Source organism: Acinetobacter calcoaceticus, assembly GCF_900520355.1.
Classification (GTDB): domain Bacteria; phylum Pseudomonadota; class Gammaproteobacteria; order Pseudomonadales; family Moraxellaceae; genus Acinetobacter; species Acinetobacter calcoaceticus_C.
In genome coordinates this window covers 902126-928354 of sequence record NZ_LS999521.1, presented here as the reverse complement: position 1 = coordinate 928354, position 26229 = coordinate 902126, and the positions used below count along the sequence as shown (strand labels likewise).

The following is a 26229-nucleotide window of genomic DNA, read 5'->3' as shown; positions in this document are numbered from 1 at the left end:
AAAAAAACGCCAGCTTTTCAGCCAGCGTTTGATTAGTACCAAGAAAAAACTTATTTTTTATGGCGCGGTTTATAGAAAAAGTAGTAACCAATAATCAGGATCACAAACCAGATCGGGCTAATTTTAAGTGCTCTGGCAGTATCTGCTTCTAAAGACAACACGTAAATCATGCCAATGAAGAAAATAATCGTGATCCAGCATGTAAATAAGCCACCCGGCAATTTAAATGTTGATTTAGCATGTAACTCAGGACGTGTAGTGTAATAACGGATATAACTCCAGATAATGAGTAACCACACACAAATAAACAAAATAGTTGAGAGTGTCGTCGCAAGCGTAAAGGCTTCAACAGTATTTGGTACAAAATACTGTAAAGCTGCACCTAACAATAAACACGCAGCAGAGAAATACAATGCATTTGCTGGGACTGCACGTTTGTTAAGTTTACCAAAAGCTTTTGGTCCCTGATCTTCACGCGATAGACCAAATAACATACGGCTGGTTGAGAATACACCACTGTTCATTGATGACATTACAGATGACAACACAACTAAGTTCATCAAGATTGCCGCTGCAGCAATACCTGCCTGACTAAACAAGTTCACAAATGGACTGATGCTTGGATCAATTCTGTTCCATGGTGTTACTGACATGACGATCAATAGTGCCAACACATAGAAAATAATGATACGGATTGGAATTGAATTAATTGCTTTTGGCAAATTACGTGCTGGGTCTTTAGTTTCAGCAGCCGTTGTTCCAACAAGCTCGACACCAACGAAAGCAAAAATCGCAATCTGGAAGCCTGCTAAGAAACCATTCACACCAGTTGGGAAGAAACCACCGTTAGCCCAAAGATGAGTAAATGAAGCAACTTCACCTGTAGTAGAGGTAAAACCAGTAAAGATCATCCATAAACCCACAGCAATTAAAATGACAATTGCAAGGATCTTAACGAGAGCAAACCAGAACTCTAACTCACCAAATAGACGTACTGTTAACAGGTTTAAACCCATAATAAAGACAATAGCCGCAACACTAATCATTGCTCCTTCGACAGGCGAAAAAGGCAGACCATTATTAAAGAATTGTAAGTAATAGATAATCGCGGAAAGGTCAGCAATACCAATCGTGATCCAACATAACCAGTAAGTCCACCCTACAAAATAACCTGCCCATGGGCCAATTAAATCTGTTGTAAAGTCGATAAATGATTTATAGGCCAAATTTGAAAGGAGTAGTTCACCAAGCGCACGCATGACAAAAAACACCATTAAACCAATAATCAGATAAATAAATAAGATAGATGGACCAGCAAGGCTAATGGTTTTACCTGATCCCATAAATAATCCGGTACCAATTGCACCGCCGATCGCAATCAGCTGTAAATGCCGATTGGAAAGGCTACGATGGAGTTCACCTTGTTCATGAGGTTCACTCAAATTTTGATTCGACATCTTATGAATACACTCCAGTAATTTTTTTAGTCCGTTAGCCAAAATCAAATCAAAAAGTTGATATCGCACCATTTGCAGGTATCTTTTAAATGTATATTTTTTGACAACTTTTCAGCTAACCAATTTTTGTCTGTATTGCCGATGATTTCAAGCTACATACAATTATGGCCGATAATACGCACAAGCTCATTTCAAAACAACGCACTTTTAAGTCAACTTTTGTCTGACAAGTTCATTCTTTCATACAAATAAAAAAGGTAGTCCTAAGACTACCCTTCCGGAATTTAATAACTAAATAAACTAAATTTCTGAAATTCTATTTTTGTTTATTTTTCAATTTTTCTTCCCAGAATGTCGCATTTTTTATTCCTAATTTAATAGGATCAAATGTATATTCTGTTACTCCAGCTTTTTGCTGTGCCTCATAATCCTTCAATGCTTTAATAGTAGGTTTCCATATAAAATAAGTTACAATAATACCAACGATGTTGATCCATGCCATTAAACCTACACCAATGTCACCAATACCCCATATATAACCAGTTGCACTAAGCACACCATAAGATACCGATAAAATAATAAAACACTTAACCACAAATAATAGTGATGGAGATTTTGTAATATAGCTTAGATAAGTAATGTTAGTTTCCGCGATGTAGTAGTAAGCAACAATTGTTGTGAAAGCAAAAAAGAAAACAGCCAAAGCCACAAAAATTTGGCCAAAATTACCAAACATTGTACTAACAGCCATTTGGGTGAATGCAGGAGAACCAATTTCAACTGTAGCTCCAACATTTTGCACAATAAATTGACCTGCTTCTAAGGTCCCTTGTACATTATACATCCCTGTGATTAAAATCATGAATGCTGTAGCAGAACAAACAAATAAAGTATCCACATAAATTGAAAATGCTTGAACAAATCCTTGTTGAGCCGGATGCTGAACTTCAGCCGCAGCCGCTGCGTGAGGACCTGTTCCTTGACCTGCTTCATTTGAATAAACACCACGTTTTACTCCCCAGCCAATCGCCGCACCAAGACCCGCCATAGGAGAAAAAGCATCTTCAAAAATTAATTTAATTACTCCAGGGAGTTCATGGATATTGGCAATTACAATAATGACAGCCATTAAAATATATCCAGCAGCCATGAATGGCACCACGAACTCAGCAAAACGTGCGATCCGCTTGATTCCTCCAAAAATAATGATGGCAAGTAAACTTACAATTACAGCAAGTGCAACAAGTTTAAATAATCCAATATCTCCAAAAATAATTGTGCCTTCACCTGTAATCTGAGTAAAAGCTTTACCTACAGCATTTGCTTGGATACCTGGTAAAAACAAACCACAAGAAATAATCGCAGCAATAGCAAACACGATTCCTAACCAGCGTTGTCCTAACCCCCTATCAAAATAAAAAGCTGGACCACCACGGTATTGCCCTTGATATTCAACCTTATAGATTTGGCCTAATGTCGATTCAACATATGCTGTACTTGCTCCTAGAAATGCTACTAGCCACATCCAAAAGACAGCACCAGGACCACCAAAACCAATTGCTGCCGCGACACCTGCAATATTACCTACACCTACACGTCCTGATAGTGAAACTGCAAGCGCCTGAAAAGATGAAATCCCCTGTTCTGAAGAAGTTCCTTTTATTAATAACCTTACCATTTCTTTCATTTGGCGTACTTGAACGAATCTAGTCAAAATAGAAAAAAATAAACCAGCGCCTAAGCACAAGTAAATCAGTCCTTTACTCCAGATTATGCTATTTACCCAATCAACAATTTCTGCTGCACTCATAGATATCAACCTTTTGTATTTTTAAAATACAATACTCATATTATTTTGTTCGTTTTTTACTTCAGCAATATCCATGCCATCTCTATAATAAACAGGTAGATATATACGTTAGTAAAAACACCTTCCTTGGGGATAGATTAGATTTTTTATATCCACTGAAAACAAACTCTATCTGACTTGTAAAAATCCTATATCGTGTTATTTTTGATGTCTTTCCCTTTTAGTTCCTAAAAAGCTCCGCTTTTCTAATTCCTAATCTTTTACATGAAAAATTTAGGAAAAAGAGCTAAGGACTCTCTATAGAACTATATTTATATAATATCGAGCAAAATTTCAATTTTTTATGAGTAAAGTCAAAACTATTTACCGTTGCGAGCAATGTGGTGCCGATCATCTTAAATGGGCAGGTCAATGTTCAGAGTGTGGTGAATGGAATTGCCTGACCGAAGTCAGACTTGAACCAACCACTGCGCACCGAGCACGCCCCAAAACTGGGGGCTATGCAGGCCAAGCCGCCAATATTACAACACTCAATAAAGTCTCAGTTTCCCATGAAACCCGCTTACAGACAGGTATTAGCGAATTTGACCGTGTACTTGGCGGAGGTTTAGTTACCGGTTCAGTCGTACTGATTGGTGGTGATCCTGGTATTGGTAAATCGACCATTCTGTTACAAACAGCAACCCATATGGCAAGCGCGAAAAGCTCCGCACTTTATATTACGGGTGAAGAATCGTTATCTCAGGTTGCTCTTCGTGCTCAACGTCTTGATTTACCTACTGACAAGTTAAAGGCCATGGCCGAAACCTGCGTAGAACGAATTTGTGAGGTTCTAGAACAAGAAAAGCCTGCTGTGGCTATTTTAGATTCTATTCAGACACTTTACACCGAAACCCTTCAATCGGCGCCAGGTGGTGTTTCTCAAATTCGTGAATCTGCTGCATTACTTACACGTTATGCAAAAAATAGTGGTACGGCACTATTTCTTGTTGGTCATGTCACTAAAGAAGGTGCTCTTGCAGGCCCTCGTGTTTTAGAACACATGGTGGATTGTGTACTTTACTTTGAAGGTCAATCCGACTCACGCTATCGAATGATTCGTGCAGTTAAAAACCGTTTTGGTGCAGTCAATGAACTGGGTGTATTCGCGATGACAGATAAAGGGTTACGTGAAGTTGCTAACCCTTCTGCTATTTTTTTGAGTCGTTATGATGAAGCGATTCCGGGTTCAATCGTCATGATTAGCCGTGAAGGTACTCGCCCTCTTTTAGTCGAAGTACAAGCATTGGTTGACGATGCACAAGGCCAACCACGTCGTGTCGCATTAGGTCTTGAACAAAACCGTTTAAACATGCTTCTTGCTGTCATGCACCGTCACGGAGGCGTCCAGACAACAGGACAAGACGTCTATGTAAATATTGTAGGTGGCTTAAAAATTACTGAAACAGGTTCAGATTTAGCAGTTTTATTAGCATGTGCTTCAAGTTTACGTACTAAGGCTTTACCACAGCAGCTTGCGGTTTTTGGCGAAGTTGGTCTTTCTGGTGAAATTCGCCCAGTTCCTAATGGCCAAGAGCGTTTAAAAGAAGCGGCTAAACATGGTTTTAAATATGTCATTTTACCAAGAGGCAATGCGCCGCAAAAAGCAATTCCAGGGGTTCAGGTCATTGCCGTTGCCCGTTTGCATGAAGCCTTGACCGAAGCTATGCAATTGAGTGATGAATTGACATAAAAAATATACTTTTATAGTTGAAATTTAGGGTAAATGCCTGCATAAATACTATTGTAAATTAATTTTAAACAGGAATTTCCTATGGAAGTACACCAGCGTGGCTTGATTAGCGGTATTTTAATGGCTGCTTTAGCAATTTCTCCTCTTGCTGAAGCTAAACGTGCGGGTGGTGGTAAAAGCCACGGTATGGCACGCTCTACTACGTCAAGCCAGTCATATCAACAACCTCGTCAAGTGACTCCTGCTCAACAACCTGCTACTGCGCCTCAAAGATCTGGTCCGGGTGTTGGTTCAATGGTTGCAGCTGGTGTGGCTGGTGCTGCCGTAGGTGCTGTTGCAGCAAATGCTTTAGCTGACGACAAACCGACATCAACTGAACAGCAAGCCACTCAGGCTGAAGCTCAACAAGAGAAAAAAGGTGGTATCCCGGGCTGGATTTGGGTGTTACTTGCAGCTGCTTTAGCTTTCTTTGTATTCCGTAAATTGGGATCAAAAAAAAAACTAACGGCTAATAACCCATACGCACCAAACAATGGCGGTCAAAATCCATTTGGCCGTTCTGCTGCACCACAAGCGACACCACGTAATGCTGGAGATAATACAAATATCTTTGGACAGTCTGTGACTGGTGGTGCTGCAACCCAAGCTCCTTTTGGCGGTGTAACGACCAGTAATGGCAATCAACTTCCAGACGGTAGTGAACCAGCTTCTTTCTTGCGTATTGCACGTCAACGTTTTAACCACATCCAATCGATGAATACTGCAAGTAACATTGAAGAAATTCGCCGTTACTTAACGCCAGAACTTTATACTTCTATGTATAACGACATCATGGAAAACCAAGATCAAGATGTTGCCGAGTTTAGTAACCTCAATGCGATGGTTGTAGATAGTGCGACTGAAAATGGTCAATACGTAGTAAGCGTACGTTTCACTGGTACAGTGAGTGAAGATCTAAACAGCTTGCCACAGCCATTTGCTGAAATCTGGCACTTTGTTAAACCTGCTGGCTCTCAGCAAGACTGGGTTGTTGCAGGTATTCAACAAGCTTAAGCTGAATAAGCTCTAAATAAAAAAGCCACAATATTGTGGCTTTTTTATTTGTTAGTTTTTAAGCAATGTCTGCTGGAAATGTAATCACTTTTTCAATTTGAAGCTGGTCCATTGCAACCATTAATAGACGATCTACGCCTAGAGCAATTCCTGAGCATTCTGGCATATGAGGTAAAGCAGCTAATAGATGTTCATCTAAAGGCATAACATGAAGACCCTGCTTAGCTCGCTCGGCATTATCTGCTTCAAAGCGTGAACGTAAAACTTCAGCATCAAGCAATTCATCGTACGCATTTGCCAGCTCTAAACCTTCAATATAGACCTCAAAACGAGCAGCAACCTCTTCCCCATCTTCATCGAGTTTCACCTTTGCTAAAGATGCCATTTCTGGTGGAAAGTCAGTTAAAAAGACAGGTGCATCAAATCCCAAACTTGGTTCAACAAAATGTGAAAATAACAAATCGATATAAGCTAAACGGTCATCACCTAAATCAAGGTTTAAGCCCACACGATTTGCAGTTTCTTTGAGTTGCTTCAAAGTTGCTTGTAATGGGTTAATGTCTAAACGGTCCTGAAAGGCATGTTTATAACTTAAAATAAATGGACGAACTTCACCAAAACGATGCTGCAAGCAGGTTTGCAATAAATCGGCCGTTTCATGCATTAAAGCTTTTAGGTCAAAACTCGGGCGGTACCATTCGAGCATCGTAAATTCACTATTGTGTTTACGCCCGTGTTCATCGTCTCGAAAAACCTTACAAATCTGGTAAATCGGCCCGCTACCACTCGCCAATAACCGTTTCATGGCAAACTCTGGTGAGGTCTGCAAATATTGAGTTTGCAATTTCCCATTAATATGACGTAAAGCCTGAACAGACGCTAAATGCACATCGGTTACGCCTGCTTGTGAAACTAGAGGTGTCTCAACTTCCATAACAGCTCGTTCAGCAAAAAACTGACGAATTTGATTGTAGAGTTTGGCACGTGCTTTTAAGGCATCAATTGAACAAGTAGGTTGATAACTTAAACTCATGCCTGCGGCCCTCCATGTGCTGCCCATTCCCGACGCAGCGGATAATTCTTACGCAATAAATCAAATGCTTTTTGCTCGACTTTGCCGTCTTTAATACAAGCACGAATATTGGCATCGTCTTGAGCAATGTCATAAATTTCAGTTAATTTTTGCTTTAACACAGTCTTTAAGTCATTACCTGAAAAATAATCTTCACATGCAGGCAACTGAGTTTCGAAACGCTTATTTATATCGAAACCAAACTTTTGGCAAAATGCTTCATAAATCATTTGCGTACCGCGGGCTTTACCTTCGAGACTATAACCAGCAATATGCGGTGTTGCCAAAGCCAACATGTCTATAAGCTCTTTTGAGATGACTGGCTCATGTTCAAACACATCGAGCACAACTTTTCGTTTTGTACGCTGAATATCTTCGATTAAAGCTGCTTCTTTAACGACTGGGCCACGCGCACTATTAATTAAAATCGTGTTCGGTTGAAGTGCTGCAAACGCTTGCTCATTAAAAAGATGATAAGTCGCATGCTCAACATTTTTGGTTAAAGGCACATGAATTGAAATTGCATTCGCTTGTTGCAAGAGCGTTTCTAAGCTTACATTCTCAATCGAATTTAACTGTACATATGGGTCACATCCAATCACACGCCAGCCAAGCAACTGAGCCATATATGCTAAACGTTTACCCACGTTTCCAAGCCCAACAATGCCTAGAGTAAATTTTTCTTGCTGTTCTAAAAGGTTGGCACCTAAATGCAGTAAAGCAGTAATGACATATTCAGCAACTGCTTGGGCATTACAACCTGCCGCATTTGCCCATGTAATTCCTTGTTTTTCTAAAGCTGGAATATCTAAATGATCGGTACCAATTGTGGCACTACCTACATATTTTATTGAAGTGTCTCGAATTAAACTCTCGTTAACTGCTGTTACCGAACGAACCAATAAAGCCTCTGCATCTTTTACATCTGCATGAGTTAAAGTACGCCCTGCATGGTGTTGAATATCGCCAAACTCTGAAAAAAAGTAATCGGTAAATGCCAAGTTTTCATCTGCGACGATTTTCATTGTCTGCAACTCATAGCTTATAAAAACGTTATTATCCTTTGAGTTGTAGCAAAGTACAATGTTAATGCCTTGAAATTAATATTCTCTATTTTTAACGTTTATGAGTTATAAATCACCGCCAAAATAGAAATAAGCCATCACAGCCAAAGTTATCCAAACTAGAATAATCAACACAGCGACCAAATAATTTTGAGGGCGGCGTTCTTGTTGTTCAAACCAGTCTTCAGCTTGTTGTTCTGCCTCTAAAATGACGTGTTTAGGCGTAAAGCGAACAGCCAACCAAATGAGTATTGGTAAAATTAAAGCCTCATCAAGTAATCCCAAAACAGGAATAAAATCTGGAATTAAATCAATGGGACTAAAAGCATAGGCAACCGCTACAACAGCAATAATTTTTGGTAGCCACGGCATTTGCGGGTGCTTCGATGCGAACCACAACATAATAATTTGTTTTTTTAGATGTTTTGCCCAATCTTTTAGAGACTGCAACCAAGACATTGGGACACACTCCGACCTACCGAAGTCTGATAATAAAGTATAAAACTCCCGCCTAGCTTAAAATTAGAAAAAATAGAAATGTAAATTTCTATCTTTTTGATCATTTTTTTAATGAGAGTTTATTTAATGGTTCTTTTAAGGCTTCATAATTCGGTATATAAAACAAAGCCATCCCCACGACAAAAACTAGCCAAAGTTAGACCCGATATTTTTGCTAACCGAATGGCCATGCTGGTTGGAGCGGAAATTGATGCTAGTAAACCGATATTCAACTGAGCGCATTTACGAATTAATTCATAGCTTGCACGACTGGTCATGACAACAAAACCAGAACTTGTATCATAGTTTTCTTGGGCTAAATAACCGAGCAATTTGTCTAAAGCATTGTGGCGTCCCACATCTTCAAATAATGCGATGATTTGACCTTCAACGACCCAAGCTGCGGCATGTGCACCTCCCGTCAAAGCCGTAATTTCTTGCCGATTCTTTAAGTGAGAAATAGCCATCGGAATTTGCGCAAGCCATTCTTTAGAAGGTTCGGTGGTAATTTTAGGAACATCGAGATGAAACTGCTCTAAACTTTCAATACCACATAAACCGCAACCTGTACGCCCCACCATCATTCTTCTATGTTCTTTTAAAGTCAAAAACGCCCTAGATGAAATCGTCATTTCGACTTCAATACCTAATTCACTTTGATGCACCTCAATGGCGTAGAGTTCTTTTAAACTCGTTAAAATCCCTTCAGACAGACTAAATCCTTTTGCAAATAAACTCACATCGGTAGGCGTTGCCATCATCACGGCGTGAGAAATACCGTTATATACCAAAGCAATCGGGTGTTCTTGAACAATATTGTCTAATGCAATTTCAGATTCAGTTTTTTTGAAGCGCTGTACTTCTAAGGTTTCAACCCCATATAAATGCGGTGTCAAAATAACGTCCTTATTTTAGTTCATGGCGCTTGGAATGAGCGCCATTCGGATATGAGTTTTAATATTAAATAGACTGTTGCACTTAAAAACTGCTCACCTTTCTGTCAGCATCTTCAGGGTCAACTGCCGTTGCCAGATTAAAATGCTCAGGCGCATTGCCTGCGTGCAAAATGACAGGAACACTTTTTGATGCAGGAATCTTGGCATATTGATCATGGCTACTTAATGCCACCAGAGGATTAGTTTCCGGATAATAAGCGGCTAAACTACCCCGTGGAATGTTGTACGGTACAATACGGAAACTATGCACGATACGTTTCACACCATCTGAGAAAACACTTTCAATATCGACCCACTGGTTCGCTTCAAAACCAGCTTCATCAATATCGACTTGGTTCATAAACAACACACGGCGCTGCCCAAATACCCCTCGGTAACGGTCATCAAGACCATATAAAGTTGTGTTGTACTGATCATGAGAACGGGTTGTCATTAAGGTATAAACCTTACTATCCGTATAGGCCGCTGCATATTGATTTTCTTTATCGCCATAGACTTCATTCAGTGGTGTAATCATAAATTGTGCTTTACCACTTTTTGTATTCCAGACGTGTTGATTGGCTGGATGTTCTAAGTGGAAACCGCCTGGTTCATAGACCCGTAAATTAAAGTCATGAAACTCATCAAACACATCGGCGATTGAGTCACGAATACGGTCATAGCTTTCGATGTACCATTTCCATTTAACCTGACTGTCCGGCAACACGGCTTCTGCCATTCTTGCCACAATATCTGGTTCCGATAAAATATTTTCAGAAATTGGAGTATTACGTCCTGCCGACAAGTGCACATTACTCATCGAATCTTCAACAGTAATCGCCTGTGGACCATGAAGTTGCTCATCAATTTCGGTCCGCCCTAAACACGGCAAAATCAATGCATCTTGACCACAAATCAAATGACTACGATTTAACTTAGTGGCTACATGTACCGTTAAATTACATTTTTTAAGCGCTTCTTGGGTATACGGCGTATCTGGGGTTGCAACCGCGAAATTGCCGCCTAAACCAATAAAGACTTTGACCTCACCCTCATACATCGCTTTAATCGTTTCAACCACGCCAAAACCATTTTTTCTTGGTGATTTAATCCCAAACACACGGTCAATGTTGTCGAGTAATTTAGGATTAGGTAACTCATTAATGCCCATGGTTCGGTCACCTTGCACATTACTATGGCCTCGAACCGGACATAATCCCGCACCCGGTCGGCCAATTTGACCTCGCGCCAATAACAAGTTCGCCAACATATGAACATTGGCAGTTCCGTGGCGGTGTTGGGTAATCCCCATTCCCCAACAGAAAATCGAACGCTCTGACTCTAAAAACAGTTTAGATAGTTTTTCCAGATGTTCGGCAGATAGCCCTGAGTGTTTATAGATATCTTGCCATTCAGTCCTTTCAACCTCAGCAATCATTTCATCAAAACCAATAGTATTCACAGCAATAAAGTTTCGATCAAAAACGCTTGGTTTTCCTGAAGCAATGGCTTTTTTATCCCACTCATTTAAGTGCTTTAAAATGCCTAACATCAAGGCATAGTCACCACCAATTTTAGGCTGGAAATAATAACGGCTAATAGGTGTACTACCATTGGTCATCATTTCAAGTGGTGCTTGTGGGTCTTGGAAACGCTCAAGCCCTCTCTCTTTAATTGGGTTAATCGCAATAATATTTCCGCCACGTTTAGAGACTTCTCGTAAAGTTCCTAACATACGTGGATGATTGGTTCCTGGGTTGTGTCCAAAACTAAAAATAGCATCGGCTAAATCAAAATCATCCAGCGTTACCGTGCCTTTGCCTAAACCAATTGAGTCAAGCAAACCGACACTTGTGGTTTCATGACACATGTTCGAACAGTCTGGAAAGTTATTTGTTCCAAAACTACGTACAAACAATTGATATAAAAACGCAGCTTCATTGCTGGCGCGACCCGACGTATAAAATGCAGCTTGGTCCGGATGGTCTAACGCATGCAGATGTTTGGCAATGAGTTGAAATGCCTCATCCCATGAAATTGCTACATATTTATCAGTTGCGGCATCGTAGCGGACTGGGTCAGTTAAGCGACCTAAATCTTCAAGAAAAAAATCACTTTGTTCTGATAACCAACTTAATGTGTGGTTTGCAAAATATTCAGGAGTCACTGTTTTGCTGGTCGCTTCAAATGCAACCGCTTTTGCTCCGTTTTCACAGAAATTAAAGGCATGAGCATTTTTCTTTTCGGGCCATGCACAGCCCGGACAATCAAAACCTGTTGGTTGGTTAATGTTGAGTAAGGTAATAGAACCTTTTTTTAAAATATCTTGTCGTTTTAAATTTCGAGCAACGCTGAGTAACGCACCCCATCCCCCAGCAGGATGCGTGTAGGGTTCAATTCGCGCAAAGCCATTATTTTCTTGTATATGCTTTTGTTCTTCTGAATTATCCACTTGTTCATCCTCTTAATTGTACTTTCGAGATCAGCTCATTCCATTTGGTCACATTTTCATTATGGTAAAATTAGTTAACTCATCTCTTAATTAATAACATGGGTTTGCTTTTTATCTTATCCATGACTTTGCAAAAGCAGACTCATCTCTTGTTATAATATGTGCCATATCCGTTACAATTACAATTATTCTAATCCCATCCATAATTTTAAAAAAATCAATAAATATCAAAAATTTAAAATTTATAAGATTTAATTTTTACAGATAAAAACATAATTACTTTTATATTTTTAATGTTCCCTAATTACTTTTCACACTGAAATTTACAAGACTTTAGCTAGGCTTTTAGTGCTTTAAGCAGTATAAATTATTTGAAAAGAAATTAAATTTAGAGAACTTATGAAGGTCGTAATTGCCCCTGACTCTTTTAAAGACAGCCTATCTGCGTTGTATGTAGCTCAGGCAATTGCCAAAGGATGGAATGAGGTTTTTCCTGAAGCCGAAACGATTTTATGCCCCATGGCAGATGGTGGTGAAGGCACAATTGAAGCAATATTAGAAGTCTGCGATGGCCAGTGGCGTGAAAAAACAGTAACTGGCCCCTTAGGTCAACCTGTTCAGGCAAAATGGGGTTGGTTAGAAAAACAAAAAATAGCCATAATTGAAATGGCTCAAGCGAGTGGTATTCAGCTAGTTCCCCCCTCACAACGCGATGCTTGTCACAGCACAACATTTGGAACAGGCCAGCTCATTAGGGAAGCTTTGGACGCGGGTGCAAAAGAAATTATTTTAACAGTAGGCGGTAGTGCAACCAATGATGGTGGTACTGGTTTATTAACTGCATTAGGTGCACGTTTATTAGACTCGAACCAACACCTTTTACCCGATGGTGGTCTTGCTTTACAAATATTGTCAAAAATTGATTTAACTCATTTCGACCCGCGTATTCACCAGACACGTTTTTTATTGGCTGCCGATGTCACAAATCCACTTTGTGGTCCAAATGGTGCATCACATATTTTTGGTCCACAAAAAGGTGCTACCCCTGCTCAAGTACAACTACTTGACCAAGCCCTTGCCCATTTTGCGGATGTCTCGGCACAATTGCTCGGTTTCGATAAAAGAGATGAAGCTGGTTCTGGTGCGGCTGGGGGGTTAGGTTTTGCTGCTAAAAGTTTTTTAAATGCAGAGTTTAAAGCTGGGGTCGAAGTTGTAGCTGAACTCAATCAGCTTGCCAATAAAGTCTCTAATGCAGATTGGGTCATTACGGGTGAAGGCAAATTTGACCGACAGACTTTAAATGGCAAAACAGTTTTTGGTGTGAGTCGAGTCGCGAAAATGAAAAATATACCTGTTATTGTGATTGCAGGCACTTTAGGCGAAGGCTACCAAGCGCTTTATCAACACGGCGTTACGGCTGCTTTTTCACTGACAAACGGTCCAATCACATTAGAACAAGCTTGCGAACATGCATCGGAACTCATTTTCGAGAGAACCATTGATATTGCTAGATTAATTAAGTTTAATCAGAACCACCGCTAAACATTACTTCGTTATTTTTAAAACGGTTAAACCAACAAATAGGAATGTCTTATGAACGTTATTGATGCCATTCAGCAACGCCGCGCAATTAAACGCTTCGACCCATCATTTCAACTCTCTGAAGAAAATAAACAACAGTTATTACAAGAAGTTTTAGCAAATGCACCAAGTGCATTTAATTTGCAGCACTGGCGCCCTGTTGTGATTGAAGACGCTGAACTCAGACAAAAAATTCGTACCATTGCCTGGGACCAGCCACAAGTTACCGAAGCTTCTTTACTGATTGTGTTATGCGCGAAAGTAAGCTCGTGGGAAGCCGATGCTAAACGTGTTTGGGATGGGGCTTCGCCAGAAGTGCAAAATATTATGGTAGGCGCAATTGATCAATATTACCGTGACCGTCCACAAACCCAACGTGACGAAGTGATGCGTAGTGCGGGTATTTTTGCTCAGACCTTAATGCTTCTTGCTCAAGAGCATGGTCTAGACAGTTGCCCAATGGATGGTTTTGACTTTGATGCAATGGCGAAGTTAATTAACTTACCTGAAGATCATGTGGTGTGCTTAATGATTGCCGTTGGTAAATCAGCATCTCAACCGTACCCACGTGTGGGTAAACTTCCTTTTGATGATGTAATTATTCAAAATACATTCTAAGTTATTAGTCAGATTTCAGGCTTCCATACGCTTCTTATTCTATTATGAACAATTGGAAGCCTTTAATTTGAGATTCACTATAAATCTAATTTTGAATCTTATTTAAAGCGAAATATTCAAAATGCTCCATCAACTATGAAAGTGTGGTGCTATCTCTATCTATTTAATACTTCAGGATTTTTTTAATTCTTTCCCAAAACTTTCTTAAATTCAGGTGAATCAAAATAATTCGTAATCATTTTTCCGAGATCTACCTTATGCGCTTTAACTTCTTCGCTCCCCATATCTTGTAAAACCGTATGCGGCTTATGCTTTTTCAAAGGAGGAAATTTCCGTTGACCGCCTGTTGTTATTCTTTCAATAAAGCTTCCCAACGACATAATATATTCGCACTTATTCTTATAAGAAGGCATTAAACTGATATCCAGCTTAACCATACATTCACTTAAAGGCTTGCTGAGACACTCTTCAAAGTTAATAAAATTATACTTAAGTTTATAAGGTGTTCCTTTTAGCTCTTGTCGGATAATACTTACTAAACTATTCAACTGCTCAATAATATTGTCAGAGAACAATTTTGAATCTTCAAATTTTTTATAAACCTTCTCCGCAATAATTAAAAATTGGGGCATTATTATTTCTCCTGCTTATTCTGACTTTGTCCGTTAGTCAGATTTCTAAGAAAGTATGATGGATATAACGTTGCTATATGTAAGAGTAATTGAACAAAAAGTAACCTATGTAATGACTATGAAACTATATGCCAAAACAATCCACAGAAATAATTCATAACATAACTTCAGTCACATTATTTAAGCCATGATTTTTTATAATTGGTAATAATATAAAAATTAAAAAACCAACCAACTCTCGATATTTAGCGAATCTTCCTGCATTGCAGGGTGCTTAGCAATTCAGCTCAACATCAAAAATTGGTTTTAAAAAATAGCTTATTTATATTTCATCTTTTATTATCCTTACACTTTTCACCTTACTTCCCCCAAGAAATTAGAAAATAATCTAGTAATTTTTCTCTTTCCCCTGCCTTATTTGGGTCTAAAAGTTGAACCATTGCCCCATCAATCACAAACAAAAACATGTGTGCATCTTGTTTTGAAGCATTTGAATTGGCTGTTAAAAGTAAATTATAGATTTCATTAATGAACCATTTTCGATATTCAACCACCACCTGATACGCCTTTGGATGTGTTTTCGCAATTTCAAAAATGGCTTTAAAGGGCAAATGATAGAGTCCATCTAAATCGGCATGTAAAAAGTAAATTTTGCGAAGCTTTTCAAGCAGCGTTAACTCTTTTTGAACGTAAATAATTGAAAGTATCTCATGTTTAAGCCCATCTTTTTGAAAGGTTAAACTCATTTCAATGAGCCGTTCTTTTGAGTGAAAGTAATTATAAAAAGTCGCTTTGGGAGTTTTCGAAGATTCAATAATGCGGTCCACCCCGACTTTATGAAAGCCGTATTTATTAAAAAGAAATCGGGAGGTATGAAGTACGCTTAAAGCACGAAATGGAAGATCTGAATGTGGCATAGTTTTACCGTTATAAAATAAATTTTTGTTGTATATAAATGAGATAAAAAAAGCCTGTGCCCTTTCTGGGAGAAAAAAAGGCACAGCAAAGCCATAAAGACTGCGCTTGGCACATCTCAAGTTTTATTGTTGATGCAATTTTTTTGAGCCGTAATGACTTAAAGCCTGAGAACCTTAAAGGTCATCAAGCTGCTAAATATAATTTACGTTGTGTCGTTATAGCTTTTGGCAAAGACTGCCAAGAAATTAAGAATGTGCAAAGCCAACTCCTTTTTATTGGGAGTTCTGCCAGACATTTATAGAATTATGGTGGCAGAACGAAAGGGGGTTAGCAGACTGGCTCAAGACCCAGCACACCCGAAGGTGTCCCCCTTCCGTCCTACCGCAACAAAAGGGAGACGAACGAGTTCACATTAAAAAAACGAGTTTTTTCAATGCTCTTGAGTACGGTCTGCTAAAACCGACTGGCAATGTAGGCCAGCAGGCAAAGGATAGTGCTCTGCCCTTTTGCAGTCAAGCACACAAAATGACATTTGTTTTAAAATAGATCATTAAAAAGTAAGGATAAATAATGAGTGAGTTATTGTTAAATGAGGGTTTATAAAGGGGAGAAAAACAGCCTAGAGCTAGCGTGTTCAATTCATTTAAGATGGAAAACAGACAATTGAAAAAGTAGTATATTCTGCTATTCCTAATAAATTCCTACAGGAACTTTTAGAAATGAATAAAGCTAGATATCCCACTTAGTTTAAGAAAAAATAGGATTAATTATGAAAACTGAAGATTTTATTAATAAACTTAAAAATAGTGTTCTTGATGAGGCCATGGAATTTTACATAGAAACATTCAACACTAAAGATATACCAGATAATACAATTCAATATTGGAAAGATGCTTTATATCTATTTAAAAAACTAGAGGAAAAAGAACAAAAAATTCTATTTTCAATTATCCAGCAGACTATTATTGATACAACGAGTACAATTTTAGGAATTATAGATGGATCTACTTCTTTAGATAAAGAACAGGGTAACTTTTGTTTAAAATATACAGATAAAAATGATAAAGAAGTAGTTATAGGAAGTAATTTATTAGCAGACTTTTATACTATACTCGCCCAAGAAAATAAAACTTAGTTTCAATATATTTCCAGTGTAAAAATATAACAGGGCGATAAAACAATTATAGTGAAAAATTTCTACATAGATTTAAAATAATAAAAGGAGTTCTGAAATAAAAGCAATAAATCATCTTCTTAATATTTTAGTTAATATTCTATTAGTACTACTAACTTATTTTTATCTAAAAATTCATTACTACTACAATCTGAGCGAATGGGAGTGGAGTGAAGATAGATATATCCTATCATTACTTTTTATATCTATAATTTTCTTCATATCTATCACCTCATTATTTTTATATAGCATTTACAAGATAAAAAAATACAAATATATTAGATGCATTATATATTTTATTTACTTTTTATCCATGGCGAGTGTTTTCATTAAATATTTACCATCAAAATACATTTAAATAGAATATTTATTTCAACACTAAATAATTTATAAACCTGTTTTTGCTGCAACCATCACACCAACTGTTTTTCTAAAACTTCGAACTCTCTTTATTAATTATTGCAACAATACATAAAACTGCCGACTTAATCTCTGAAGAGGTCGAATAGAGCTTTTCAGTAAGGACTTCTCTTGCACTATCACTATTTAATATTCTCTTAAGTAAAATTAAAGCCCATTTGGGAGATTTATTCACAAAATAAGGTAACTCTTTTAGGAATTCAGTTATATAAACATCATCATCAAAAGATTCAATACTATGTATGATCGAAAATATTGCCTCATCGTATTGGGCACTATCTTCTATTAACCGAATTAAGGGTCGAATCACTGAAGGATCATTAAAAATCATAACTTCTACAAGAGCTGTATCAACAGCTTCTACATCACCAAAGTTATCGATTTGTGCAGCTTTAACTAAATTCTTAATTGCTTGTTCAAGAGCACGAGCTGTCATTCTTTTTCTCTAAACCTTAATGGATATACCATACCATTTTTTAAAATTATTCTCTTCATAGATTGCCTTGAGCAGAAATTTGTTCAAAATTATCCGAGATTGATCATATAATAGTGTCAAATATATACGCGCACATCAAACTGCAACACTATTACTAGAAAAATATAATGTCAATTTTGAAGTAGATGAACCTGTACATGGTTTAGCTAAAGGGAGTTTCATGGCCACATATTTAGATAAATATAGATATCTAATAGGATTTTTTCTGGGATATTTAGATATTCTTGAAAGTAATCAAGATATTTTAAATTATTTTCAAAAAAATCCTGATGAAATTCCTATATGTATTGATGAAATTTCAAAGCTAATAAATGATGATTTATTAGATTGGAAGATCTTTACAGATGAAGCAAATATTTACTTTCAATCTGAAACTGATTTTATTAATTTTTTTAATTGGCTAAAAGCTGAATTAATAAAAATATCTTTAGAATAAATAATTTATCAAAATTTCTACTATATAAAACTCAAAAAAGGTAATATGGAAATTTCCTATACAATCACGCATGGCCCACAAAGCTCTACCATAGATCCTATTGTTTCATCAGAAATTGAAGGTACTTTGATAATTAAAGTTAAAAATAAAATTATCTTCAATGAAGAGTATCTACTCTTATTGGAATTTGCCATTTACATAAAACAATGGCTTGATAGAGATGAGAAACCAAATTTTTCTTATTCCTCTATGGAGTTTGAAGAAAAAAATATTCTCACTTTTGAAAAAGAAAAAGATAATTTATGGAGAATTAACTCAGTTTGGTTCAATAAAGATCAAAACAATATTTATGTAACATATCCAGAGTTAATAAATGCTTGTACTAATTTTATAAATAACTTAAAAAATGATTTTAAAGGAGTAACCTTTCAATATTAATAAATAAGAATGTATAAGTTATTTTATTTGATTCCGAATTTAGAAATAGAGTACTCAATAGACTATTAAAAACTGCCTCACTAATATAGTAAGGCAGTATTTGGACATGTGATTTATTTTTTAAAGAGGCGTTCCACAAATATCTGTAGTGCCTGTTGGATAGGTAAATTGTAGTTTTGAATGATCAGATACGATTTCAAATGATATTTCTTTACCAAGGGCACTAGAGTTGGAAGCATAAAATCCCTCTTCAATTGCAATAGCAAACTTCATTTTGCTTAATGGGGTTGTATAACTCCATGTGTATCCCCTATCTACGCCATTTACAATATAACCAGTTTTCTTGCTGATTTGATTATAATAAATCCCAACTCTCACTGTTTCATTTGCTAAAACTTCATTTTGTGTCTGAGTTGGGGTTATGTTTCCAGAAATAGAACTCATAAATAAATTCTGCTGTGAACCATATGCACTTCCAAAACTTGGTGCAGCAAAAACAATACCATCAAAATTACTTGTTCCTGTGATAAACCCTGAAGCTAGTTCATTTGAATTTAGATTTATTGGTTTCTTGAAAATATATTCAAAAGCAATTACATTAGACTGAGCAATATTGGTATCAGATTTAGTTTTTATCAGTGTTCCTATGTTTATATTAGCCAAAGCCTTAGTTAACACTTTCTGCCCAGTTATTGTTATATAGTTGCTTGGATTTGGTGTCCCTTCTGGTGTTTGTGAAGCACTTGGATCAATCTCTAGATCACCAATTTTACACTCGGCCCAACTCTGTACACTGATAATTAATAAGCTAAGAATCAATATATTTTTTTCATTATTTCACCTTAATTTTATTGTGATTTTTGATTGTATGGTAAAAATTTAAGGTTTAGAAATTTTTCAGATAAAGAGACAATTGGTTAAGTTCTATAGTAATTTATTAGATAGGTGTTTTTCTAAAATCAAAATAAGATTACTTACCACACATTAGCAATATTTATTAATGAAACTAAAAATTTACTAAAACTTTATCTGCAACTCTTCTAATACTATTTTTAATGTCTTAATGGCTGAAGTTCTAAAGATAGTATAATCTTCCATAGGCTTATTTTTATCTGTCCAAGCTATTGCTGCAAGACATTGAATACCGACATAGCATAAAAATTCCCTTTGAGGAACTTCTTCCCCATAAGTGATTTCCCAACCTCGTAGAAATGAATTTCTTAATTCTAAATCAGAGAAATCTATATCTACCCAGACCATCTTCGCTAGATCATAAACCGCATCTCCAATACGGGCGGCCTCAAAATCTAAAACACCAGAGATTTTATTACTGTTAGTTGCAAGAAGGTTCCGACCAATATAGTCACAATGCAAAAGACTCAACTGCTTTGGTTCTCGTAAATCTTTGCAATATGAAAGCAATACATTCAACTCATAACTAAATTCTTGATAGTCAGCTTTAGATGGATCAATACGGGACATCCACTTTGATGTCATTAATTTTAAATGTTCGCTCCATAAAGTTGGATATTCAGAAGAATTATCTCGTCCCTTCCAGAAATTCATCTCATGTAAACGACAAGAATTAATCTCTCGATGAAAACTTCCTAGAGATGATCCTGCGGATTTTAGCAATAATAATTTTTCTGTTCTCGAGCAATTTTTTAAAATACTGTTTACTGGCTGCCCTTCTAAAGCACTCATTACAACAATAAAATAATTTCCCCATTCAAATTTATCTAATAACTCTGGGGCTAGGGAAAATGCCTTAAGCTCATTCAATATTTCACAATATCTGTCATTATCTACTTTCCGTGCATAGGCTTTTACAAAGACCTCTCCTTGAGTAGTTTGTGCTTTGTATACAGTAGCTCCATCTCTATGAGTAACTAAACTCAATGTCTCTGCTTGGATTCTGTTAAGTAAGCCATCTAAATTTTTCATAATATTTTATTAAATATATAAAGTTATAATCTCTATTCATTATATGATAAAGAATACATGAGAGGCCCTGTTTTATAAGGACTATTAGAACTTCGAAAGCTCTAAATAAACAAAAGCTAAGCCATATTTCATATAAAATGTATTTGTATTTGTATTTGTATTTGTATTTGTATTTGTATTTGTATTTGTATTTGTATTTGTATTTCAGGAAAATTTTAAATTATAAACACAAGGACAAAGTAGGTGAAGATAATCTTATTAGTATCGAGTAGTGTACTTGTAGCACTTACAGCTATTTATTTTATTAATAAAAAAGAATCTGAAATATCTCCAAAAGAATTTGTTCTCAATTGGGGGGAAAGAATGAAAAACTCACCGAACGGTGGACCAGGAAGAAATTGCTTCCCTACCAATTACTCAGTAATTCGTTACCCTGAATTAAAAGAAGCATTATTAGAAGCTAAAAAACTCAATTTATTTCATCCAGATCAATCAGGAAATGGTCTTTTAGAGATTCCTTTAAAAAACTGTTTTAGTGAAGCAAAGCTTGTGGACTTAAAAGTTGATAAACCTAGAAATATGGCTTGGGCTGTATATCAGTGTGAGAAAGATGGAATGGGATTAGAAGTAAAATTATCTAGCTATGAGGACTGGTGTAGCTATACTACTTATTTAACAAAATGGAATTTTCCTATAGGAAAATATACTCCTATTTCTATGCCCTAGAGTTTTTTATCCATCCATCTATTATATATTCCTCCCCTGATATAACATAAAATATACCCTATCTCTAGGAGAGTGTTTTCTCCTAGACGCTATAAACAATAAGATTTAATGAGAAGTTATGGATAACTGGAAGCATATCATCACCGCCTTTGTTGTGACTATTATTGCAACAATATTAATTCCTTTATTTTCAAGGTTTAATCCCCTGAAACTTTCTTTAGCTTGTTTCTTGTTTTCCACTTTAGGTTTTGGTGTAGCAGCTACCTATGGCCGAAAATCTAATAATCGAGGAGTAGATGGTGATTGGGGAGCACATGGTTTATGGAAAGAGATATTTAATTTAGAACTAGTAACTATCAGCGCAGGCGTGGGAGTTTTCATTACTCTTATACTTATGTTAGGAGTTTATTTTTCTAGGAAAGAATATTCTTAAACTGACAAATAAAAAATTTAAATCCTCCTCTAAAGTATTCTTTTAGTTCCATACAATTTCTTTTATTTAGGTTGTTACCTGAAAAATTAAATATATAAAAGCTCTGCTTCATAAGGGCTTTTATAATTTTCTAAAGCTCTAAATAAAAAAGCTAAGTCCCGATTACCGAGACTTAGCTTTGGAAGATAATTTTAAATTAAAAAATCACTTATTTGATGTCTGTAAACTCAGAAACAGGTTTGTTGACTTCAACTTTTGTACCTGCAAATTTTTCGCTCACAAACTTTTGTACTTTAGGTAAGTGGTAAAGTTCACCTAATTTCGTATAGATCGGGTCATTTTTATTCGCTTCAGCCACACCCAATAAGTTCACATAAAGCTTTGTAGACTGGTCAACAGGCTCACGGAAGATAGAATCTTTCAGTACGTTTAAGCCACCTTCAAGTGCCAATGTATTACCCAATACAATTGCATCTACATCGTTTTTAACACGAACTGCTGTTGTCATTTGAATTGGTTTTAACTTCAAATTTTTAGGGTTTTCAGCAATATCATTGGTTGTCCCTTTTATAGGGTCAAAGTCTGGTTTGAGTTTAATCAGTTTAGCAGACTGTAATAATGTTAATGCACGAGCTTCGTTAGCAGTATCGTTTGGAATCGCGATTGTAGCGCCTTGTGGGAACTCATCAACAGTTTTAACTGTATTTGCATAAAGACCCATTGGTTCCAAGTAAGTTGTTGCAACAGCAGCAACTTTAGCAGTGTTTGAAGCGTTATAAGCTGCCAAATAGTTAAATGACTGGAACGCATTTACGTCTTGTTCACCACTTGCTACAGATGTGTTGAGCACAACATAGTCAGTCAGGTTGGTCACTTCGAGTTTAATGCCCGCTTGAGCAGTTTCAGGAAGCGTTGCAACGTATTTCCATACGTCAGTATCTGAACCTGTTGAAACAAGCTTAATGGTGCGTACTGACTCAGTTTTGTCTTTAGCTGGTGCTGTATTTTCAGTTTGTGCAGGTTGTTTATTACATGCAGTCAGTGTGAGTACAGATGCGCTGAACAAGACACTAAATAATTTTTTCATAGATACATCCTAAAATAGGAAACGCCTACTCTACAAAAGAGTGAGACATTCCCAACCATTGGGTCGAAATGCAATATTTGGCTGGAAATAACTCCAGATATATAAGGGTTTAGAAGCCTGAATTCAGCCTAATTTCTTCCTTGATCTTGCTCGCTGAACAATAGAATTATGTTTTGAATCAGTTTCTAAATATGGGATCATCATATATCAATAAGTGAATATTCTACAAATAACTTGTTCGATTCTGATATATAGACATGTGCTTGGTAAGGCACTGAAAATAAAAAATATATTATATAAATACAACAATTTTGATTAAAATATATACTTATTTGATTTATATGAAATTTTCAGGAGTTGTTAGCAAAATTTAAGCTAACTATTACTGTAATTTATGTCCTATACATAAAAAAAGCCCTCGTCATTAACAAGGGCTTTTTAAGAATTTGGCGGAAGCGGTGAGATTCGAACTCACGGAGGACTCACACCCTCGTCGGTTTTCAAGACCGGTGCATTAAACCGCTCTGCCACGCTTCCAACGAGCGCTATAATATAAACAAAAACACAAGTTGGCAAATCTTTTATTTAACTTTCAATTCAAACGCTCAAAATAAATACAAATTGATTTATTTTTCTGGGTTTTCATTCTTTTCATAGCGAATTGTATTGATATACCAAAGCTTTTTTCCAGATGGCGTATGCACTTCAATCTCATCATCTACTTCTTTGCCGAGCAGTGCGCGGGCCATAGGTGATTCAATCGAAATATGCTGCGGGTGATGGTCATAAATTTCATCGATCCCTACAATACGTAAAGTTTTCTGCTCACCTTCTTCATTTTCAATTTCTACCCAAGCGCCGAAATACACCTTACCGTCTTGTTCTGGTGCGTAATCAATGATTTTTAATTCTTCTAAACGTTTTCCTAAATAGCGTACTCGTCGATCAATTTTTCTAAGTAACTGCTTGTTGTACTGATAATCTGCATTTTCGCTGCGATCACCTAAGCTTGCAGCCCAATTCACTTTCTTTGTGATTTCCGGTCGTTCTTCATGCCAAAGTTGTTTTAATTCAGCAACTAATTTGTCATGCCCTGACCGAGTAATTAAGTTAGATTTCATGATTAAAAACCACTGTTCAACAACATATCGCTTACAAGATGTAGCATTTTATACCCTATTTTCTCATATCAGAAGTGTATAAATTTTCTTCCTTAAGAAATTCATGTGTTTATGATGTTATATCGAATATTTAATTGTACGAAATTTGACAATACTTTTTTTCAATATTATGATGCGCGCAGATTAAATGTTGAGCATTTTTTAACCTTTCAGAAAACTATGTAGATTTTCTACACAGTTTGTTTTTTTCATTTCATGTCATTTTGAATGACGTCATGACTGCCCACCCCTTATTGAATTTATCAACTTTTAAAAGTTATGGCAGCTTATTGTCTGACTTTTTGGGCATAAATTATCTGTAGCGGAGACAACATGCACAGTAATTCAAGTTCAGAGTCGAGGCTTTGCCTTAACTCTTTATTTTCTTCTCTCCCGTTAAAAGCACTTGCACTCAGTACTATGCTTTTTCCATTTCATAGTATCAATGCAGGAAAAACCCTACAGTACAATACTGTAGTAAATACAAATACTCTAACTGTTGTTGCTGTAGAAAGCCCGACAACTGTTTTCAAAGAAGATCAGTTTTTACACGGTTTTGGTTATGACTTAGCTCGTAACTATGCGCAAACCCTTAATGTAAAGCTGGACTTTAAAATCGTGGCAGACAATGCCACTGCACTTAGATGGGTTCAGCAAGGTAAAGCAAACTTTGCAATGACGACCGCAGGTTTAAGTACCATCGAGAACAAAGGTTTAATGTCCTTTTCTGCAAGTTGTGGTGATACCGTCAATTTGCAAAAGAATGGTTTAAATCCTGAGTTAAGCTGGGTGTTTAAACAAGCTGATGACCCCCTCACCCAGACTGCCAGTGGCTTTGTATGCCAAAGTAAGCAAAATGGTGTGACGCAGCAACTCGCTTCTTTTTATAATCGTAATGTGGTGAAACCAGAAGCTTGGTCGACCATTCAACGTGACTTAACGACGCGTTTACCGATTTATAAAGCGAGCTTTAAACAAAGTGCAGCGAAATATGATCTCGACTGGCATTTACTTGCCGCAATTGGTTATCAAGAATCATACTTAAAGCCAGAATCTGTTTCGCCCACAGGTGTTCGTGGCTTAATGATGCTCACCAATAGCACTGCTCGAGCAATGGGTGTGAGCAATCGTAGTGATCCAGCTCAAAGCATTCAAGGTGGAGCAAAGTATTACGATTTGATGCTAACTGAATTTGATAATATTCCCTTCCCTGATCGGAACTGGTATGCGCTTGTGGCCTATAACATGGGACCGGGTGCGGTAAGTCAAATTCAGAAGCGCTTGCAATCTCAAGGGAAAGATCCGAACAAATGGGTCAATCTCTATGACTATTTGCAAAGTAATAAAACGCGAAATGGTCGATATAAGCAAGCAGTTCAATATGTCACTCGTATCCGTGCTTATCTTGAACATATCAAAATGGCGCAAACGCGAATTAATATCTAATTTTTATTGTTTAAAAGTTGATAAATTCATTGTTTGTATAAATAAAAAGCTTACCTCTATGGGTAAGCTTTTTATTTGAATTCTTTTAAATTTAAGCTGTATGCTCTAATACTTTTTTGAACAAATCTTTTTGTTCTTGGCTTGGCTTAGCTGTTTGTAAAGCCATTAATTGAGACATATCGCCTTGAACTTTAATTTTACCAGTCATGAATGCCTGCATAGCAGCAGCCATATCAAACTCTAAGAATACTTTACGTAAAGTTTCAGCATCCATATTTAAAGTTGTTTTGGCATTTGAAGACAAACCTTTTTGGATTTTACCCCCATCTAAAGCTAATTCGGTATTTCCAGAAGCATCTGTAACTACTAAATTAATTGCCAAATTCGCAAGAGCGGGTGGCAAATTAAGATCCCCTGCTTCAGCAGTTAATTTTTCGACAGTAGCAAACCAATCTTCAGTTAAAAATGCAGGCATGATTCTTCCTCAAATTTATTTGTTCAATTTCTCTAGTTGCCTATCCAGACAACATCATGTGAAGCAATTCTGCTTGAGCGTTGTTATAGCATGTAATTTAAATTTAGGGCTATGACTTTTTGTACGGAACATTCATTTTTTAGTATTTTGATACATTAAAGGCACTTATTTA

General features: G+C 36.7%; 26 protein-coding genes and 1 tRNA gene. 11 read left to right on the top strand and 16 right to left on the bottom strand.

The genetic code is table 11. From position 1 onward, the window contains the following. Positions 1-50 precede the first annotated feature (50 nt). Together AC2117_RS04360 and AC2117_RS04355 are read right to left on the bottom strand one after the other, a co-directional pair. Positions 51-1457 (bottom strand): amino acid permease, encoded by a 1407-nt coding sequence (locus AC2117_RS04360; RefSeq protein ID WP_133972171.1) that lies wholly within the window; start codon positions 1455-1457, stop codon positions 51-53. A gap of 316 nt (positions 1458-1773) precedes the next feature. Next, the gene (locus tag AC2117_RS04355; RefSeq protein ID WP_005045747.1) at positions 1774-3267 is read right to left on the bottom strand and encodes an alanine/glycine:cation symporter family protein; all 1494 of its coding nucleotides are present in this window, start codon (positions 3265-3267) and stop codon (positions 1774-1776) included. Between the two features lie 343 nt (positions 3268-3610). Here AC2117_RS04355 and radA point away from each other — a divergent pair, with 343 nt between their 5' ends. Beyond that, positions 3611-4999: a DNA repair protein RadA gene (gene radA, locus AC2117_RS04350; protein ID WP_003650164.1), complete on the top strand. Its 1389-nt coding sequence runs from the start codon at positions 3611-3613 to the stop codon at positions 4997-4999. A gap of 81 nt (positions 5000-5080) precedes the next feature. After that, positions 5081-6052 carry a Tim44 domain-containing protein gene (locus AC2117_RS04345; RefSeq protein ID WP_133972169.1) on the top strand — a complete coding sequence of 324 codons (972 nt, stop codon included), beginning with the start codon at positions 5081-5083 and terminating at the stop codon, positions 6050-6052. A 58-nt stretch (positions 6053-6110) separates the two neighbouring features. Here the strand turns inward: AC2117_RS04345 and epmA are convergent, their stop codons facing one another. The 5 genes from epmA to AC2117_RS04320 all read right to left on the bottom strand — a co-directional run bounded on the left by epmA (position 6111) and on the right by AC2117_RS04320 (position 12073). Beyond that, on the bottom strand, positions 6111-7085 hold the full coding sequence (gene epmA / locus AC2117_RS04340; RefSeq protein ID WP_133972167.1) for an EF-P lysine aminoacylase EpmA: 975 nt from the start codon (positions 7083-7085) through the stop codon (positions 6111-6113). Further along, a complete protein-coding gene (locus AC2117_RS04335; RefSeq protein ID WP_133972165.1) occupies positions 7082-8149 on the bottom strand; it encodes a 4-phosphoerythronate dehydrogenase in 1068 nt (355 codons plus the stop codon). Before AC2117_RS04335 ends, epmA begins: the two co-directional genes overlap by 4 nt. A 105-nt stretch (positions 8150-8254) precedes the next feature. Continuing rightward, positions 8255-8647, bottom strand: a complete 393-nt coding sequence (locus AC2117_RS04330) for a YkvA family protein (RefSeq protein ID WP_133972163.1) — start codon at positions 8645-8647, stop codon at positions 8255-8257. A 143-nt stretch (positions 8648-8790) separates the two neighbouring features. Next, the gene (fdhD, locus tag AC2117_RS04325) at positions 8791-9582 is read right to left on the bottom strand and encodes a formate dehydrogenase accessory sulfurtransferase FdhD (RefSeq protein ID WP_133972161.1); all 792 of its coding nucleotides are present in this window, start codon (positions 9580-9582) and stop codon (positions 8791-8793) included. 82 nt (positions 9583-9664) lie between these two features. Then, complete coding sequence (locus AC2117_RS04320) at positions 9665-12073, bottom strand: FdhF/YdeP family oxidoreductase (protein WP_133972159.1); 2409 nt, start codon at positions 12071-12073, stop codon at positions 9665-9667. A 399-nt stretch (positions 12074-12472) separates the two neighbouring features. Here AC2117_RS04320 and AC2117_RS04315 point away from each other — a divergent pair, with 399 nt between their 5' ends. Next, positions 12473-13615, top strand: coding sequence for a glycerate kinase (locus AC2117_RS04315; RefSeq protein ID WP_133972157.1), 1143 nt, complete (start codon positions 12473-12475; stop codon positions 13613-13615). A gap of 51 nt (positions 13616-13666) precedes the next feature. Continuing rightward, on the top strand, positions 13667-14272 hold the full coding sequence (locus tag AC2117_RS04310) for a nitroreductase family protein (RefSeq protein ID WP_133972155.1): 606 nt from the start codon (positions 13667-13669) through the stop codon (positions 14270-14272). Between the two features lie 182 nt (positions 14273-14454). On the opposite strand, the gene AC2117_RS04305 is transcribed toward AC2117_RS04310, so the two are convergent. Both AC2117_RS04305 and AC2117_RS04300 read right to left on the bottom strand, forming a co-directional pair. Continuing rightward, a complete protein-coding gene (locus tag AC2117_RS04305) occupies positions 14455-14904 on the bottom strand; it encodes a hypothetical protein (RefSeq protein ID WP_133972153.1) in 450 nt (149 codons plus the stop codon). Positions 14905-15263: 359 nt separating this feature from the next. Beyond that, positions 15264-15821: a TetR/AcrR family transcriptional regulator gene (locus AC2117_RS04300; RefSeq protein WP_133972151.1), complete on the bottom strand. Its 558-nt coding sequence runs from the start codon at positions 15819-15821 to the stop codon at positions 15264-15266. Positions 15822-15877: 56 nt separating this feature from the next. Here AC2117_RS04300 and AC2117_RS04295 point away from each other — a divergent pair, with 56 nt between their 5' ends. Both AC2117_RS04295 and AC2117_RS04285 read left to right on the top strand, forming a co-directional pair. Further along, complete coding sequence (locus AC2117_RS04295) at positions 15878-16123, top strand: hypothetical protein (protein WP_133972149.1); 246 nt, start codon at positions 15878-15880, stop codon at positions 16121-16123. Between the two features lie 468 nt (positions 16124-16591). Further along, positions 16592-16957: a hypothetical protein gene (locus AC2117_RS04285; RefSeq protein ID WP_133972147.1), complete on the top strand. Its 366-nt coding sequence runs from the start codon at positions 16592-16594 to the stop codon at positions 16955-16957. Between the two features lie 469 nt (positions 16958-17426). Here the strand turns inward: AC2117_RS04285 and AC2117_RS04275 are convergent, their stop codons facing one another. Continuing rightward, a complete protein-coding gene (locus tag AC2117_RS04275; protein WP_227549227.1) occupies positions 17427-17852 on the bottom strand; it encodes an Imm30 family immunity protein in 426 nt (141 codons plus the stop codon). A 220-nt stretch (positions 17853-18072) separates the two neighbouring features. Between AC2117_RS04275 and AC2117_RS04265 the strand changes: the two genes are divergently transcribed. Both AC2117_RS04265 and AC2117_RS04260 read left to right on the top strand, forming a co-directional pair. Next, complete coding sequence (locus tag AC2117_RS04265) at positions 18073-18348, top strand: hypothetical protein (RefSeq protein WP_133972145.1); 276 nt, start codon at positions 18073-18075, stop codon at positions 18346-18348. 45 nt (positions 18349-18393) lie between these two features. After that, a complete protein-coding gene (locus AC2117_RS04260) occupies positions 18394-18786 on the top strand; it encodes a hypothetical protein (RefSeq protein ID WP_133972143.1) in 393 nt (130 codons plus the stop codon). Between the two features lie 120 nt (positions 18787-18906). Here AC2117_RS04260 and AC2117_RS04255 read toward each other — a convergent pair whose 3' ends face one another. Both AC2117_RS04255 and AC2117_RS04250 read right to left on the bottom strand, forming a co-directional pair. Then, complete coding sequence (locus tag AC2117_RS04255) at positions 18907-19608, bottom strand: DUF4882 family protein (RefSeq protein WP_133972141.1); 702 nt, start codon at positions 19606-19608, stop codon at positions 18907-18909. Positions 19609-19803: 195 nt separating this feature from the next. Continuing rightward, positions 19804-20730 (bottom strand): aminoglycoside phosphotransferase family protein, encoded by a 927-nt coding sequence (locus tag AC2117_RS04250; RefSeq protein WP_133972139.1) that lies wholly within the window; start codon positions 20728-20730, stop codon positions 19804-19806. A gap of 243 nt (positions 20731-20973) precedes the next feature. Here AC2117_RS04250 and AC2117_RS04245 point away from each other — a divergent pair, with 243 nt between their 5' ends. Both AC2117_RS04245 and AC2117_RS04240 read left to right on the top strand, forming a co-directional pair. Beyond that, complete coding sequence (locus AC2117_RS04245; RefSeq protein ID WP_133972137.1) at positions 20974-21456, top strand: hypothetical protein; 483 nt, start codon at positions 20974-20976, stop codon at positions 21454-21456. Positions 21457-21574: 118 nt separating this feature from the next. After that, complete coding sequence (locus AC2117_RS04240) at positions 21575-21889, top strand: hypothetical protein (protein ID WP_133972135.1); 315 nt, start codon at positions 21575-21577, stop codon at positions 21887-21889. 208 nt (positions 21890-22097) lie between these two features. Here AC2117_RS04240 and AC2117_RS04235 read toward each other — a convergent pair whose 3' ends face one another. The 3 genes from AC2117_RS04235 to greB all read right to left on the bottom strand — a co-directional run bounded on the left by AC2117_RS04235 (position 22098) and on the right by greB (position 24097). After that, positions 22098-22976, bottom strand: coding sequence for a MetQ/NlpA family ABC transporter substrate-binding protein (locus AC2117_RS04235; protein ID WP_133972133.1), 879 nt, complete (start codon positions 22974-22976; stop codon positions 22098-22100). 447 nt (positions 22977-23423) lie between these two features. Then, positions 23424-23513, bottom strand: a tRNA-Ser gene (locus tag AC2117_RS04230). 89 nt (positions 23514-23602) lie between these two features. Further along, positions 23603-24097, bottom strand: coding sequence for a transcription elongation factor GreB (gene greB / locus AC2117_RS04225; RefSeq protein ID WP_133972131.1), 495 nt, complete (start codon positions 24095-24097; stop codon positions 23603-23605). A 372-nt stretch (positions 24098-24469) separates the two neighbouring features. On the opposite strand from greB, the gene AC2117_RS04220 reads away from it, so the two are divergent. Then, on the top strand, positions 24470-25582 hold the full coding sequence (locus AC2117_RS04220) for a transglycosylase SLT domain-containing protein (RefSeq protein WP_133972129.1): 1113 nt from the start codon (positions 24470-24472) through the stop codon (positions 25580-25582). 91 nt (positions 25583-25673) lie between these two features. On the opposite strand, the gene AC2117_RS04215 is transcribed toward AC2117_RS04220, so the two are convergent. Beyond that, positions 25674-26057, bottom strand: a complete 384-nt coding sequence (locus AC2117_RS04215; RefSeq protein WP_002118641.1) for an SCP2 sterol-binding domain-containing protein — start codon at positions 26055-26057, stop codon at positions 25674-25676. Positions 26058-26229 lie beyond the last annotated feature (172 nt).